The sequence below is a fragment of the Asaia sp. Ae19-3 genome, from assembly GCF_059801175.1.
Window position 1 is genome coordinate 2,771,275 of the sequence record NZ_JBCHWF010000001.1, and the last position, 14,289, is coordinate 2,785,563.

The 14,289-nt window shown below is 60.8% G+C and carries 12 protein-coding genes; 4 read left to right on the top strand and 8 right to left on the bottom strand.

The window, feature by feature from the left end:
* Nucleotides 1-22 precede the first annotated feature (22 nt).
* The 4 genes from AAID99_RS12155 to AAID99_RS12170 all read right to left on the bottom strand — a co-directional run bounded on the left by AAID99_RS12155 (nucleotide 23) and on the right by AAID99_RS12170 (nucleotide 5,477).
* Nucleotides 23-1,486: a mannitol dehydrogenase family protein gene (locus AAID99_RS12155; RefSeq protein ID WP_498494009.1), complete on the bottom strand. Its 1,464-nt coding sequence runs from the start codon at nucleotides 1,484-1,486 to the stop codon at nucleotides 23-25.
* A gap of 168 nt (nucleotides 1,487-1,654) precedes the next feature.
* Nucleotides 1,655-2,710 carry an FUSC family protein gene (locus AAID99_RS12160; protein ID WP_188427209.1) on the bottom strand — a complete coding sequence of 352 codons (1,056 nt, stop codon included), beginning with the start codon at nucleotides 2,708-2,710 and terminating at the stop codon, nucleotides 1,655-1,657.
* Between the two features lie 3 nt (nucleotides 2,711-2,713).
* Nucleotides 2,714-4,258 carry a Do family serine endopeptidase gene (locus AAID99_RS12165; protein WP_498494011.1) on the bottom strand — a complete coding sequence of 515 codons (1,545 nt, stop codon included), beginning with the start codon at nucleotides 4,256-4,258 and terminating at the stop codon, nucleotides 2,714-2,716.
* Between the two features lie 19 nt (nucleotides 4,259-4,277).
* Nucleotides 4,278-5,477, bottom strand: a complete 1,200-nt coding sequence (locus AAID99_RS12170) for an OpgC family protein (protein WP_188427210.1) — start codon at nucleotides 5,475-5,477, stop codon at nucleotides 4,278-4,280.
* A 142-nt stretch (nucleotides 5,478-5,619) separates the two neighbouring features.
* On the opposite strand from AAID99_RS12170, the gene AAID99_RS12175 reads away from it, so the two are divergent.
* Together AAID99_RS12175 and AAID99_RS12180 are read left to right on the top strand one after the other, a co-directional pair.
* Nucleotides 5,620-6,765 (top strand): Mrp/NBP35 family ATP-binding protein, encoded by a 1,146-nt coding sequence (locus tag AAID99_RS12175; protein ID WP_267310416.1) that lies wholly within the window; start codon nucleotides 5,620-5,622, stop codon nucleotides 6,763-6,765.
* Nucleotides 6,762-6,932 carry a hypothetical protein gene (locus tag AAID99_RS12180; RefSeq protein ID WP_188427268.1) on the top strand — a complete coding sequence of 57 codons (171 nt, stop codon included), beginning with the start codon at nucleotides 6,762-6,764 and terminating at the stop codon, nucleotides 6,930-6,932. Before AAID99_RS12175 ends, AAID99_RS12180 begins: the two co-directional genes overlap by 4 nt.
* Nucleotides 6,933-7,058: 126 nt before the next feature.
* On the opposite strand, the gene AAID99_RS12185 is transcribed toward AAID99_RS12180, so the two are convergent.
* Nucleotides 7,059-7,691, bottom strand: a complete 633-nt coding sequence (locus tag AAID99_RS12185; protein WP_188427212.1) for a preprotein translocase subunit YajC — start codon at nucleotides 7,689-7,691, stop codon at nucleotides 7,059-7,061.
* A 317-nt stretch (nucleotides 7,692-8,008) separates the two neighbouring features.
* On the opposite strand from AAID99_RS12185, the gene AAID99_RS12190 reads away from it, so the two are divergent.
* Nucleotides 8,009-10,255: a TonB-dependent receptor gene (locus AAID99_RS12190; RefSeq protein ID WP_498494012.1), complete on the top strand. Its 2,247-nt coding sequence runs from the start codon at nucleotides 8,009-8,011 to the stop codon at nucleotides 10,253-10,255.
* Here AAID99_RS12190 and AAID99_RS12195 read toward each other — a convergent pair.
* On the bottom strand, nucleotides 10,228-11,319 hold the full coding sequence (locus AAID99_RS12195; RefSeq protein WP_498494013.1) for a lysophospholipid acyltransferase family protein: 1,092 nt from the start codon (nucleotides 11,317-11,319) through the stop codon (nucleotides 10,228-10,230). The two genes, AAID99_RS12190 and AAID99_RS12195, sit on opposite strands and share 28 nt — an antisense overlap.
* 263 nt (nucleotides 11,320-11,582) lie before the next feature.
* On the opposite strand from AAID99_RS12195, the gene AAID99_RS12200 reads away from it, so the two are divergent.
* Nucleotides 11,583-12,152 carry an HdeD family acid-resistance protein gene (locus AAID99_RS12200; RefSeq protein WP_188427215.1) on the top strand — a complete coding sequence of 190 codons (570 nt, stop codon included), beginning with the start codon at nucleotides 11,583-11,585 and terminating at the stop codon, nucleotides 12,150-12,152.
* Between the two features lie 68 nt (nucleotides 12,153-12,220).
* Here the strand turns inward: AAID99_RS12200 and trpA are convergent, their stop codons facing one another.
* Nucleotides 12,221-13,036 carry a tryptophan synthase subunit alpha gene (gene trpA / locus AAID99_RS12205; RefSeq protein WP_498494014.1) on the bottom strand — a complete coding sequence of 272 codons (816 nt, stop codon included), beginning with the start codon at nucleotides 13,034-13,036 and terminating at the stop codon, nucleotides 12,221-12,223.
* Entirely contained in the window at nucleotides 13,033-14,259 is a 1,227-nt protein-coding gene (gene trpB / locus AAID99_RS12210; RefSeq protein WP_188427217.1) for a tryptophan synthase subunit beta, read from the bottom strand. The genes trpA and trpB overlap by 4 nt, the downstream gene beginning before the upstream one ends.
* Between the last annotated feature and the right edge of the window lie 30 nt (nucleotides 14,260-14,289).

Consider the following 14,289-nt stretch of genomic DNA (forward strand, 5'->3'; position numbering starts at 1 on the left):
GTGCGGCTTTCACGCATCCTTTTCAGGCGGGAAGCGCGGCTTTTACGCCCTTCTCACGAATGATATGGCGCAGTTCGATCACTTTTGCGTCAAGCGCCTTATGGTCGAGCTTGCGCCAGCCATCGAATGCCGGAAGGGCGAAGCCTGCTTCGAAATCGTCGCTTCTGGCGATCTTCCAGGTTTTGTCGGTAAAGGTCGGCTCGATCGGTTCGAAGCTGCCGCCCTGCTCGTTCTTGCCGCGCAGCATTTCAAGATAGGCGGCCAGACCGTAGGCCACGCGATCGATCGACAGCTTGTCCTTGAGCAGGTTCTGGATCGTTGCCGTCCAGAAAACCTGAACCTTGGAGGCGCCATCGCTGCCAATACGCAGGTTCTGGTCCGCCATGGCCGGGTTGGAGAAGCGCGAGATGACCGACTGCTTGTATTTTTCGAGATCTTCGCCTGGTGCCGCCTTGAGAGTCGGGATGACATCGGTATCGAGATAGGTCTCGACCAGCTTGCGCAGATCGGGATCGTTGATCGACTCATCGATATGATCGTAGCCGAGCAGCAGGCCCGAGAATGCCAGGAAGATATGCGATGCATTGAGCATACGGATCTTCATGAACTCGTAATCGGTTACGTCATCGACCATCTGCACGCCCACTTTTTCAAGGGCAGGGCGGCCATCGGCAAACTCATCTTCAACCACCCACTGGGTGAAATCTTCGGCAACGAGCGGCAGAAGATCGTCAAGACCGCTTTCACGGTTCAGGCGCTGCGCGATTTCGGACGAGACTGTCGGCGTGATGCGATCGACCATGGCGTTGGGGAAGGTCGCATTGGCTTCGATCCAGCTCGCCAGTTCCGGGTCACGGGCACGGGCAAAGCCCAGGAACGCCTTGCGTGCCACATTGCCGTTATGGCGCAGGTTATCGCAGGACATGATGGTGAAGGCACGGTTGCCGGCATCGCGTCGGCGACGCAGACCCTCGACCACATAACCGAAAATCGTCGAAGGCGATTCCGGATTGGCGAGGTCACGCTGAACACCCTCATTCTCAAGGGCAAACTCGCCAGTATGCTCATCGATATTATAGCCGCCTTCCGTAATCGTCATGGAGACGATCTTGATGGCGGGGTCGGAAAGAAGATCGAGTACCGCATCGGGCTTTTCCGGGGCCAGAATGTAATCGCGCAGGGCGCCGATCACACTGCGCTTGCTTTCGCCTGACGGGGCGGTTTCGGTCAGGGAGAAAAGGCAATCCTGTGCCTTGAAGTCGTCTGCTTTCTTCTTCGAGCGGTCGCCCGATGTCAGGCCAACCCCGACGATGCCCCATTGCTGCTGGCCCGGCAGGCCAAGAACCTTGTTGACGTAATACGCTTCGTGCGCGCGAAAGAAGTTCCCCACGCCGAAATGCAGGATTCCCGGCTTGATGTCCTTGAGATCATAAGACGGCGCTGCCACGCCTTCTGGCAGGTTCTGCAGAGTCTCACGGGTGATCATTAGCTTAAATCCCTCTTCGTTTTTTATACAGGTTGCCGTTCCCGGGCGGGGCAGAGTGACCTGATCGGCTGCCCCACGTCAAAAATGGTGCGTCGCCTTTTATGGGCGCATTACGTTCGGATAAACGCCTCAGGCCGTTCACAAGTTCATCGCCGGCCCGCGCCGACGCTATTTTCCGATCATGTCCCGCAGGTCCTTGGCCCGGCTTTCCGGTGTGCTCATCAGCACATCCGTCGCACGACGCAGATCCTGCCGAAGCAGTGCGATAACAAAATGCATTTCCGGCAGGGCATCCTGCCCGAGTGTCGGCAGGGCACTCAGCACGTCTTCGCGTCCGGGGCGATAAGGCTTTTCATGTGCCTTGCCGGCAGCATGGATCTCGCAGCGCCGGGCCAGCGAACGATAGGCATGGCTGAGGCCGGTATGAAGCCCCGCCACGCCCGAAAAGCCGCCCCTGTCCTTGCCGGCATTGATGGCGCGCGCCACCAGCATGGTATCACTCAGCATCCGTCGCATCAGGGCCGGCAGCACGGTCAGGATGGGGTGACGCTTTTCGAGCAGGCCCCAGTTTTCGCGATAGGCCTCTGCCACGCATTCGTTGATGACAAGCAGATTGCGCGCGCAGTGGTCGTTACGGCTCTCAAGCTCGCTCCACATCTCTTCACGTCTGAGAGCGGCCTGTAGCAGCTCATCCATCTCGCGAAACATGCGCCCTGCGGTCAGGAAGCCACGACGCCGTGCACTCGCATGGAGTACGACAAACGACACCACCAGCGAGACGATGACACCCAGGAAAATGGCAGTCAGTCGCTCTGTCAGCGGCCAGTAGGGGTTGCTGCCACGAGAAGGCAGCAGATAGACGATCATGAGCGTCACCCCGGCAAAGCGCAGAGAGGGCCTGACAGCGGCCATATACGCCAGGGGCAGGAGGGCAACGCAGAAAATCGGCCAGTAAAGGCCGAAGACCAGCCGTGCGGTTATGGCCAGCGTGCCCACAACCGCGCCGAGCAGCGTGCCGATGATCTGGTCACGTGCCGTCGAAAAAGTCTGGTCGATGCTCGATTGTGTGACGATCAGCGCCGTGATCAACGCCCAGATCGTTTCATCCAGCCCGGTGGCCTCGCCAATGATCCAGCAGAGCGCGACCGCAACGAGTGTGCGGACCATCTGGCGCCAGGGTGCTTCTCCGTCTTCACGGGCCCTGAACAGCGAGGCGAAAGGCATGGGTCACTCCCCGGAGAGTGGCAACGGCACCCAGCGCAATCCGTCCTGCCCCTGAACAAGCAGCAGGATCGTATGTTTTTTCTGCTGGCGCGCCCGTGCCAGTTCTTTCGAGAGGGCATCGGGCGAGTTGACGCCTACCTGCTGCACCTCTGTCACCACGTCGCCCGGCTGCAGGCCGCGCGTATCGGCCGTGCCGTCGCGCGTGACATCGGTCACCACCACACCGCGCTGTGAGTCGGAGAGATTGTATTTGGCGCGGGTGTCATCGTCGATTGCGGCAAACGTCACGCCCAGATCGGCAAGGGCGAGCTTGCTCGGTCCCTTGGTCTTGGCGTCTGTCGGCGGCATGTCGGGCGCTTCGGGCGAGGCCTTGATGGTCAGGGTCGCATCCAAGGTCTTGCCCTTGCGCCAGATACCGAACACCGCCTTGGTGCCGGGTGTGATCTCGGCCACCAGTCGCGGCAGGGCGTGGCCGTCGATTGGTTTGCCATCGAGCGAGGTGATGACATCGCCCGTCTGAAGTTTGGCGGCTGCGGCTGGCCCCTTGGGATCGACGCCTGCGATCATGGCCCCTTTTTCAGGCTTGAGACCAATGCTGTCAGCAATTTCATGCGTGACATCCTGCACCCGCACCCCGACCCAGCCACGCGACACATGGCCGTCACGACGCAGCTGGTCGATCACGCCCTTTGCATCATTGGCCGGAATGGCAAAGCCGATACCGATGGAGCCGCCGCTCGAGCTGTAGATGGCCGTATTGATGCCGATGACCTGGCCATCGAGATCGAAAAGCGGACCGCCCGAATTGCCGCGGTTGATGGAGGCATCGGTCTGGATATAGTCGTCATACAGGCCGTGATTGATGTCGCGCCCGCGTGACGACACGATACCGCTCGTGACCGTGCCAGACAGCCCGAACGGATTGCCGATAGCCAGCACGCGATCGCCCACGCGTGCCTTGTCGCTATCGCCGAAGGAGACGGTGGGAAAGGGCGTCTTGCTCTCGATCTTGATCACACCGAGATCGGTGCGGCTGTCACGACCGATGATCTTGGCGGGCAGTACTGTGCCATCCTGCAGTGTGACCGATACCTTGTCGGCATCCTTGATGACGTGATTATTGGTCACGATGTAGCCATCGGGCGAGATGATGAAGCCCGAGCCCAGTGCCTGCATCTTGCGCGGCGGGTCCGACGGGGTCGGCGCATGATTCATGTAGTCGTGAAAGAATTTCTCCATCGGCGAGCCGGGGGGAAATTGCGGTACCTGCGGGCCGTCATCGGGGCTCGCATCCGGACCGTCATCATCGTCTTCATCCTCGCCCGGCTTCAGCGTGGCCGAGATCGAGATATTCACGACAGCGGGCAGCAGACGGGCGGCAAGGTCGGCCAGCGAATCTGGCGCCGCGTGGACGCTGCGCGCTGTGGCAGCGCCATCGCCCGGGACCGCCGCCGGTGTGACGGGAGGGGCGGCGGGCTGGGCGAGAACGGAAGAGCTGGCGGAGACCCAGCCACCCATCAGGGCAGCGAGAACGAGGCGATGTTTCATGGTCTTACGCTAACGCAAATCAGGGGTTTGCGTCACCTATCTCTGCGTCACGATCTTTCTTCTCTTCCTCTCTGGCTTCCTTTCGCGTCTCACCGGCCATGAGGGCGGCCTGGCGGCGATGGCGGTCAAGCCAGACGGCCACGCCGTAAACACCGGCCAGACCCAGCACATTGACCAGGATCTGGATGACCCAGCCGTCGCCGAAGCTGTTCATAACCAGTCGTGCGAAGAGGTCGAGAATCGTGCCGAAGCTGAAGACCTCGAGAGAATGGCGACCCAGTAATGCCAGACCCTGCCCTATCCGCGTTTCTGAGAGCTTCGTCGCCGTGAGTGAAGACTGAACGAGCAGCAGAATGGCCATGGCGTCGACCCAGCGCCAGATGGCGAGGTCTGATTTGTCGGCCTGCGGCACATCCGCAAGCGGCCTCAGGCTTGGCAGGTTCCAGCTCTCATAGGGAAAGCATTCCAGCGCGCCGAAAAGCAGATAGGCGCCCGCAATGAGCTTTGCCCAGAGCGGACCGGGCAGATTGCCGTCACGCTTGCCTGCCACAATCGCGGCCAGCATCCCCAGCGTGAAAATGAGCTGCCAGGCAAACGGGTTGAAATACCACCCATCCGGATCGAGCCAGTTCGGCAGATTGAGCGTGGGGTCGCTGTTGATCAGCCCCCACAGGGCGAAACTCGCCGCAGCCAGAAGCCAAGGCGAGATCTTCCAGAGAAAGACCAGCAGCGGAAAGCCGAGCAGCAGCACGATATAGAGCGGCAGGATGTTCAGATTATTCGGCAGGGCCTGCAGAGACAGGACACGCCAGATCCATTCATGCCCATGGGCGAGTTCGGGTTCGAGAAAATCGACCGGAACAGGAGAATAGTGGCGCCATTGCCTGATGGTGAGTACCGAGACGAGCAGCATGACCATCTGGAACAGATAGAGGCGCCAGCATCGCCGCACGATCCGCTCGATGCCCATCAGCCAGCCACCTGTTGGCGGGCCGCGCAGGATCAGCCGCCCGTAAGCCAGCCATGAGGCGTATCCGGCCAGCAGCACGAAGATCTCGGCGGCATCGGCAAAACCGAAATTGCGCAGGGTAAAGCGGTTGAGCACATCCTGCGGGGCGTGATCGGCCAGCATCATCAGCAGCGCGATGCCACGCAGCGCGTCGATACGATGGTCGCGCTTCTTGCGTTTGCGGGCGGAGTCGGTCTTGGCCTCGCTCATTCCTGTCCTGCTCTCCTGCCCGGTCGGTCCGGGGGCGGTGCCCCGGCTTTGCCTGCTCATACGCGCAGATGCTTGCGCGATCCACTTCCCGCCATGCTAAACGAAAAGACATGGGGTACGGCCCCGTCGCCAGAGGACAAACATGACCGATTTTGAAAAACCCGCCAATGAAGCCGACCAGCGCAGGATTCTCGAGACCCTGCGTCTTGTCAAAGACGAGGCAGGCACATCGAATGTTCTGAGCTTTGCGTCGCTCGAAGGGATCGCCCTGCGTGACGGTCACGCCCATGTGTCGCTTGCGACATCGCGTGAGGATGCCGCCCGTATCGAGCCAATGCGTCCCCGTGTCGAGGCGGCTCTTGCCAGTCTGCCCGGCATTACCCGTGCCACCATCATTCTGACCGCGCATCGCGCCCCGGGCAAGGCGGCGCCCCAGCCACAGGGGCATCGCCCCTTCCAGCTCGAGCAGCCCGCCAACAGCCCCGGTCATCCTCAGCCGACGCGGCCGGATGGCAAGGCCCTGCCGCAGGTGCGTGCCATCATTGCCGTGGCCTCCGGCAAGGGCGGTGTCGGCAAATCGACCACTGCCGTCAATCTGGCGGCGGGGCTTGCCAAGCTCGGCCTGCGCACCGGCATGCTGGATGCCGATATCTACGGTCCCTCCCTGCCGCGCATGCTTGGCCACTCCGCCAAACCGGCGCTTGAAAATGGCAAGATCATTCCTGTCGAGGCCTGGGGCATGCACGCCATGTCGATCGGCTTTCTGGTGGACGAGCAGCAGGCCATGATCTGGCGTGGCCCCATGGTGATGGGCGCCATTGGCCAGTTTCTCGCCGATGTGGCCTGGCCCGCTCTTGATGTGCTGGTGATCGACATGCCGCCCGGTACGGGCGATGCGCAGCTGACCATCGCGCAGAAGCTCAGCCTGCGCGGTGCCGTGATTGTCTCGACCCCGCAGGATATTGCCCTGCTTGATGCCCGTCGCGGCCTGACCATGTTCGAGCGCATGAACGTGCCGCTTCTCGGTGTGGTCGAGAACATGTCCTATTTCTGCTGCCCGAACTGCAACCACCGTACCGAGCTATTCGGCCATGGCGGTGCGCGTGAGGAAGCCGAGAAAGCTAATGTGCCGTTCCTTGGGGAGATTCCTCTTCTGGCCGATATCCGCATGAGCGCCGATGCGGGTACGCCAATCATTCTCTCAGCCCCGGAAAGCGAGGCGGCGCAGGCCTATACCCGTCTTGCCCGCGCGGTTGCCGACAGTCTGCGTCTGGAACCCGGCGCATGACACGTCTGGCTGTGGTGCTTCTGGTCGCAGGTGCGGGTCTTTGCGGTTGCGGCCCGCAGAGGGTGGCGCATCATGGCTATGCCGCCGATGGCTATGGGGTGATCGACAACTCACCCCATCTGCCGCCGCCGGATACACTGTGGAAACCGGTATCGACAGCGCCCTGAGAGACAGGCGGGGCGCTGCCCCGCCCCCCGCCAAAGGACAGTCGTCCTTTGGAAACCTGACTGATCAAAGCAGGGATCGAAGGGGCAAGCCCCTTCGCGGGTTCAGGGCAGAGCCCTGAGGACCCTTTATTTGCCCGCAGGCTTCGTCTGGGTGCCCTGATCTTCCGTCACAGAGACGTCGCCGTTTACTGTGCGGTTGAGCACCGAGAACGAAACGGCGTCCATGGTCGTCACATCGACTTCATCGCCCATCTTCAGCGAAGAAAGAAGCGGCAGCAGAGCCTTCTGGTCGATGGTTGCCGTGCGGGTGACATCGGCATGATCGATGAACGTCACCTTATGGGCGGCAGCATCGACAGCAAGGATGCGCACGCGCTGACGCTGGAATGAAATCAGCATGCCGTGCGGATGACGCTTTGCGTATCCCTTGGCCGATGAGACCGTCGATTCAGGCAGGGGTGAGTCGGGTCGGGCGATATCAGCGGCCATTGTCTGGAAGAACTGCATGCTGATGCGGTCGCCCGCTTCCAGATGGGGCAGATCCTTGGCGCCTTTGGGGATCGTGACGTTCAGCAATCCACCCTTCTTGTCGCGAAGCAGGATGGTGCGTGTCTCATGATCCACGCTCTCTACGGTTGCGACCATTTTCTGATTGCCCGTGATGACAGCCTGAGCCGCGGCGTAGGGCGCCGTGACTGTCAGAGCGGGAGCCGACAGAAGAAGGGCAGTCAGTGCAGGGCGCAGAAAATGACGGGTCATGCGCATTGTCCTCGAAACCATGGGAACGTTCTTGTCCTTCTTGGGTGTCAGTCAGAGCAGAATGATCAACTGTTCTGTCTTCTTGGCACGGGAGACCAAGAAACTCAGGTTGCCCTATGTTGGTCCTTCCGGAAAGGGGGCGTCCGCCTCGCCTTGCGCAATTGTCATGCGCCGCGGCCATGGCTGCCATCTGTGATGGTCAGCCCGACAGGCGGATGAGGCGGGAGTGAGGCCCGGGTGCAACCGATGCAGACGAAACGCGGCTTTCGCTGCACGACAGACGTGACATCCGCCTTATTTTGATGTGGAAACGAGCCATGGCTCGTCTCTCCATTCCCGGCGTCTGTGGACGCAGTCTTCTGCTCCTTTGTATTTCCATCACGGCTGTTGGCTCTGCCCGTGCCGAACAGGCCGTGACGAAACCGGCATCGACAGCGCCTGTGCGCAAGGCACCTCATACGCCGGGGCAGCGTCAGGCGGGATCAACGGGAAAAGGCCGGACACCGGATGAGCGCATCACAGTGCGCGGGCGTCAGGCCGCCGGCATGCTGGCGGAATACGGCAGCAAGGAAGCTGCCCTCGGGCCGCTCGGCACGCGCGATCTGCTGGATACGCCCTTCTCGATCATGACCGTGCCACGGGATGTGATCGTGAACCAGCAATCGCGCAACGCGAATGATCTGGCACAATATATGCCATCGGTGCAGCTCGAAATGCGCGGCGACCCCAATACGAGCCGACCGCAATCGCGTGGCTTCGAGGCGGATGTCATTTCCAACTCGCGTCTTGATGGGCTGAATATGGTTATCACCACGCCCTATGCCGCCGAGCAGTTCGACTCGCTTCAGGTGCTCAATGGCCTCTCGGGTGCGCTCTACGGGCCGCAGAATCCGGCGGGTACTTTCGACTATACCCTCAACCGACCGACCGATCGGCAGCGTGAGCATCTGGCGTTTGGTGTCGATTCGACCAGCGCACCATTCGAGTCACTCGATGCGTCCGGTCGGGTGGGGCGCAATAAATGGTTTGGCTATCGGGTGACCATGCTGAACCAGTCCGGAGGCACCTATGCGCCCGGTACGCATCTCCGCCGGGGGCTCATTTCCGGGGCCTTCGATTTCAGGATCGATTCCAGGACGACGCTTCAGATCGATGCCAGCCAGTACAGCTATGCCCAGCGCGGCTATGCTGGCGGCTTCTCCTACGCTACGGGTCTTGCCCTGCCTGCAGCACCCGATCTGTCCCGACGCGGCTATGGACAGGATTTCGCAGGATATAACGCCTCGACCAACACCGCGCTGGCCAAACTTACCCATCGTTTCAACGAGGACTGGTCGGTAACGCTTGGTGGTCTGTATCAGGACGCCTGGCGCAATGTGTTTTCCGTCACCAACACGCTGACGGACTCGGTGGGTCGCTACCGGACCAGCATCGCAGCGGCGACAACAGCCAATGATTTCAAGGTCTGGTCGAATCTGGCCTATGTGAATGGCCGCTTCCATACGGGGCCTTTCGCTCATCAGATCCTGATCGGGTCGAATGGCTACAGCATGGGGACATTCAACCCGACCCAGGGCCAGAGCGCCGTTCTGGGTACGGCGCGCATCGGGGCGCCTGTCGTGTTTTCAGGAACCCAGCCCTATTTTTCGGGCCGGTATCAATCAGCCTCCATCATGTCGCAATCGCTGCTGGCAGGCGACACGATCGCATTGACACGGCACTGGTCCGTCATGGGGACGCTGGCCTGGAGCTGGCTCGATACGACAAGCGGCAATACCCAGGGTGTCACGACGGCACGCTACAGCGTCGGGCCGGTCTTCACGCCTACGACCAGTCTGATCTATCGCGCAGACAGCCGGACCAGTCTCTATGCAACATGGGGGCGGGCTGTTCAGGCAGGGCCGGTGGCCCCTGCCACCAGCACGAATGCCAATGAGGTGCTCTCGCCTCTGCGCTCTGAAGAATATGAGGTTGGCATCAAATATCGCCCGCTGCCGGATCTGATGGTGAGTGCCGCCGGGTTTCGCATGACACGCGGCTTTGCTTTCACCGATCCGACGACAGGCGTCTATCGGGAGGCAGGGCAGCAGCGCAATTACGGTGTGGAGGGGCAGGTCGCTGGAAAGCTGGGCAGAGCGCTCAGCCTGTTTGGTGGCGTCACCTGGCTGGATGCCCAGACGGGCGCAACGGGCCAGGGTCTTACCGCCCATAAGCAGGTTGTGGGTGTGGCGCCGGTTCAGGCCAGCATGCTGCTCGATTATCATGCGTCATGGATGCGGGGTGGTGCTGTCAATGCCAGCGTCCATGTAATGGGCCGGCGTGCAGCCGATGTCGAAAACCGTCAGTTCGCTGCGGGCTTTACGACGCTCGATCTGGGCGCCCGTTACGGTTTTCATCTGTATCGCGTGCCGGTTGTGGTGAGGTTCGGCGTGACGAATGTGACAGACAAGCGCTACTGGGCGTCTGTCTACCCCAGTTCGATCAATGGGGCGGCGACTTCCACGAACTCAGCGGTGGCCGGGTTGCCCCGGACCTATCACGCAACGACCGAAATCGATTTCTGATCGCATGCTTCTGAAGCAGTAGCGAGGCTTGGTTCCACAAGTGGTTCGGGAGACCAGCCCTGCACGGTGTCGTTGTTCTGTCTGAGTGCGGCGGCACCCTGAGCGACAGCAGCCCAGGCGGCGTTGGCCAGCGCCTTGCGGCTGGGGAAATCTTCCGGTGCCAGCGGGGGGTGCATCAGGATGGTGGCGCGCTTGTTACGCTTCTTGAGAAACTGCCAGACATGCGGCCCGAGATCCATGTCGCCATACCAGGCAAAAACAGCGCGTTTCGTGCGATTGACCGGTAGCCCCTCCAGCCTGTCATAGACGAGAGAGATGGGCTGGATGAGCGGGGTGAGGCCGGGCGGGTATGACGGCATGTCGACAGGCGGGGCGTTTTTCGGCAGGCGCGGCAATTTGGCGATGGCGAAAAACGTCGACATGAACGGCAGGACGCGCGATCCGTCTGACGACGTGCCCTCAGGGAAAAGGATGAGATTATCGCCAGTGGCAAGGCGGGTGATCATTTCATCACGCTCGCGCCCTGTCGTGCTTCTGTTACGGCTCACGAAAATCGTGCGCCCGATCTTGGAGACCAGCCCCATGATGGGCCAGCGCTCGATATCACCCTTGGCGACGAAGACAGAATAGATCTTGGTGCCCAGAACAGGGATATCGAGCCAGGAAGAATGATTGGCCACATAGATGACCGGACGCTCGCCACGGTCGCGACCTTTTTGCCCACCAACCGTGCCGACGGGGCGGCCGATCATCTTGATGTCCAGATCGAGCAGCTTGCACAGCACGCCCCAGATCACGCGTGTCCAGCGTATTTTCATCACGCCGGGAATGGGCAGGAGAAGCGCTTCGAACCCGACCGAAAGCGGCACCCAGACCACAATGCCAGCCAGACGCAGGCTCGCGCAAAGGGCTTCGATCTTTCCATGGATACGCCCGGACGACGTGCAGTTGGCGCTCTCTTCAAGAACAGGACGCGACTTGCTGCGTATAGGGGCGCTGTCTGAAGCATGGCCCCGTCGCGGCAGCAATCCGGCGAGCCGGTTTCGGAAGAGATCTGCACTCATGCATCGTTCAATACTGTCATGATGCAAGTGTGACAATCGTCGTGCCAAACTGATGGGCGCGAATGGTGGGGCGTAGCGTCCCCCAATATGGCGGACCAGCGTACGCCAAGCATACGCAGAACGGTCGTTTCTGCTGATTGCCTCAGCGTTTCACGTGAAACATCGCCGCCGTCGGCAGGGAAGATAACATATTGTTCACAACGCTCTGATGCGCCCGGATGCGACGTTGATGCGTAGAGATGCGAAAGAAAGGAATAAACAATATGGCTGGCCTTGGTGATTTTCCCGGTCTTCCCCCGATCAATCCGAAACTCAAACCCAACTGGTTTATCGGTATCGGTGTGGTGCTGCTCATTCTGGGAGGCATTGCCTTTGTCGATACCGTGGTGACGACTCTGGCGAGCATCATTGTTATCGGGTTTCTGCTGATTTTCTCGGGTGTGGCCTATCTTGCCCAGAGCTTTGCCCATCGCGATGTTGAAGGCTCGCGCTTCTGGATCACGGCGCTGATGGGCTTTCTTTATGTTCTGGGCGGCATTCTGCTCATTCAGGAACCTGCAACTGGCTCTGTGTTCCTTACGGCTTTTCTGGCTGGCTGTCTCATGGCGTCGGGTGTCATGCGCGCTCTCTGGGCGGCAGGTCACCGTTACGTGGCCAATTGGTGGACGCTGATCCTGAGTGCTGTCGTGGCGCTTCTGACGGGCGTTCTGATTTTCGTGACGCTGCCCTGGTCCGGGCTATGGCTGATCGGGACCTTTATCGCCATCGAACTGATCTTTGGCGGTATTTCGGCTCTGTCTTTTGGTCTGTCGCTCAGGAACGCCGGGAAATGATACTGAGCGGCTGCGTGATGCAGCCGCCGGGTCAGGTAATGAAAAGGGGGCGGTGAACGCCCCCTTTTTTATGAGCCGCGTACGGCCCTGGCGATGGTGGCAAGCTGGCCGAGAACGGCAGGCACTGTGCCGTCAGTGGCTTTGCCGTCTTCAAGGGTGGTGGCGAGGGTCGAGATAAGTGCCGACGCCACGACAGCCGCATCACCTACCGAGGCGGCCTGGGCCGCCTGCTCCGGTGTGCGTATGCCAAATCCGATGGCGACAGGCAGGGGGCTTACGGCGCGCAGGCGGGGCAGGGCTGCTGCCAGTTCATCGCCGCTCGCTGTACGCGTGCCTGTGATGCCCGTGATGCTCACATAATAGATGAAGCCCGAGGCCGTATCGAGCAGATAGGGCAGACGCTCATCGGGCGTGTTGGGGGCCACGAGCTGGATGATATCGAGCCCGTTTTTCTGCGCATCGTCAGAGAGCAGATCGCTCTCTTCCTTCGGGAGGTCGACAATGATCAGGCCATCGACCCCTGCCTGTGCGGCATCTGTGCAGAAACGCGCCGGGCCATAGCTGTCGATCGGGTTGAGATAGCCCATCAGGATGATGGGGGTCTCGTTGTCGCTTTCACGGAAGGCACGCACCATGGTAAGCACACCGGCAAGCGTTGCCCCTGCCTTGAGACCGCGCAGCGCGGCGGCTTGGATGGTCGGGCCATCGGCTGAAGGATCAGAGAACGGGACGCCGATTTCGATCAGATCGGCACCTGCGCCCGGCATGCCCTTGAGCAGGGCGAGAGAGGTTTCGAGATCGGGATCATAGGCCTGAAGATAGGGAATGAGCGCGCCGCGCCCTTCGGCCTTGAGGGATTCGAAACGGGCCTTGATACGACTCACAGCGACACTCCCAGATGTTCGGCGACGGTGAAGATGTCCTTGTCGCCGCGGCCGGAGAGGTTGAGAACAATGATCTGATCCGGCGTCATGGTCGGGGCGATCTTCATCACCTGGGCCAGACCATGGGCGCATTCCAGCGCGGGAATGATGCCTTCGGTACGGGTCAGAAGCTGGAAGGCGTCGAGCGCCTCCTTGTCGGTTACGCCGACATATTCCACGCGTCCGATATCGTTGAGCCAGGAATGCTCAGGCCCGATGCCCGGATAATCGAGGCCTGCGCTGATGGAATGCGCCTCGGCAATCTGGCCGAATTCGTCCTGAAGCAGATAGGTGCGGTTGCCATGCAGCACACCCGAGCGTCCACGAGAAATCGAGGCTGCCGTCAGCCCGCTATCCAGACCATGGCCTGCTGCCTCGACACCGACCATCTTGACCGATTCATCGTCGAGGAAAGGATGGAACAGACCCATGGCGTTCGAGCCGCCGCCGATTGCCGCCACCAGAACGTCAGGCAGCCGGCCTTCGGCCTGCATGATCTGTTCGCGCGTCTCGATGCCGATGATCGACTGGAAGTCACGCACCATTTCCGGATAGGGGTGCGGCCCTGCGACCGTACCGACCAGGAAATAGGTGTCATGCACATTGGCCACCCAGTCGCGCATGGCCTCGTTCATGGCGTCTTTCAGCGTGCCGGAGCCCGCTGTCACGGGGTGTACCTCGGCGCCAAGAAGATGCATGCGGAATACGTTTGGCTTCTGCCGCTCGACATCGACCGCGCCCATATAGACGGTGCATTTCAGACCGAACAGCGCACAGACGGTCGCCGTGGCCACGCCATGCTGACCCGCACCGGTCTCGGCCACGATGCGCGTCTTGCCCATGCGTCGTGCCAGCAGGATCTGCCCCATGACGTTGTTGAGCTTGTGCGAGCCTGTATGGTTCAGTTCTTCGCGCTTGAGATAGATCTTCGCGCCGCCGAGTTCCTTACTCAGGCGCTTCGCATGCCAGAGCGGGCTGGGGCGGCCGACATAGTCGCGGAAGTAGTAATCGAGTTCCTGTCGAAAGCTCGGATCGGCCTTGGCTGCCTGATAGGCATCGGCCAGATCCTGCACCAGAGGCATGAGGGTTTCAGCAACGAACTGGCCCCCGAACGTGCCGAAACGGCCGCGCTGATCGGGACCGTTGCGCAGGCTGTTGAGACGGGGGGAGACTTCAGAACTCATGCGAATTGTCCTGTTTGAGGCATGGATCGA